1 protein-coding gene is annotated in these 717 nt (G+C 81.2%); it reads right to left on the bottom strand.

Annotation, left to right across the window (positions count from 1 at the left end; all coding sequences use genetic code 11):
- The coding region (locus tag GTR00_RS22130) for a lysylphosphatidylglycerol synthase domain-containing protein (RefSeq protein ID WP_205706423.1) at positions 1–669 on the bottom strand (669 nt) is incomplete at its 3' end.
- Positions 670–717: the final 48 nt, after the last annotated feature.

The raw sequence follows: 717 nt of genomic DNA, 5'->3' as shown, positions 1-717 counted from the left end.
GGCCAGCGCCAGGCGGCCGGGGTGGGTCAGCGCCCGCCGCAGCGCCGGCCACTCCCGCCGCACGGGCGCCACGACGCGCTCGCGCAGCTCCCGCCGCGCCCGCGGCCACCGGGCCACCGCCAGCGCGGCGGCGCCGGCGGCCACCAGCGCCGCGCCGGCCACCGGCCAGGGCACCTGGACCCCGGGGGCCCCGCCGCGACCGGCGGCCAGCAGGGACAGCAGCACCAGGACGGCGGTGACCAGCGCGGAGGTGGACTGCACCAGCCCGATCGTCGTGGCGGCCACGGCCAGCGGCAGGCCCCCCTGCCGCTGCAGGTAGCGCACGGTCAGCGCCACCCCGCCGGTGCTGGCGGGGGTGAGCAGGTTGAGGAAGGACGTGGACAGCCACAGCGCGCCGGTGCGCCCGAACGGCAGGCGCACCGGCGACAGCGCCAGCATCGACAGCACGTTGCCGAGCAGCGGCACCAGGGACAGCAGCGCGGCGGCGGCGACCGCGCCGGTGTCGGCGCCGCGCAGCCGCTCGCCGAGGTCCAGGCCCTCGACCCGGCGGGCCAGCACCACCACGGCGACCACGCTCGCCGCGCCCAGCGCCAGCGTGCCGGCGCGGCGGGCCAGGACGCCCCGGCCGGCCGGGCGCGGGGGTGTCGACGGCGTCGTCAGCGGTTCCACCGAGCCACCTTGCCAGCCGGGCCCCTCCCCCGCCGCGCGAGCGGTGCC

Origin of the sequence: Kineococcus indalonis, from assembly GCF_009906395.1 — a bacterium.
In the GTDB taxonomy this organism is placed as follows: Bacteria; Actinomycetota; Actinomycetes; order Actinomycetales; family Kineococcaceae; genus Kineococcus; species Kineococcus indalonis.
This window is presented reverse-complemented; position numbering and strand designations above follow the sequence as displayed.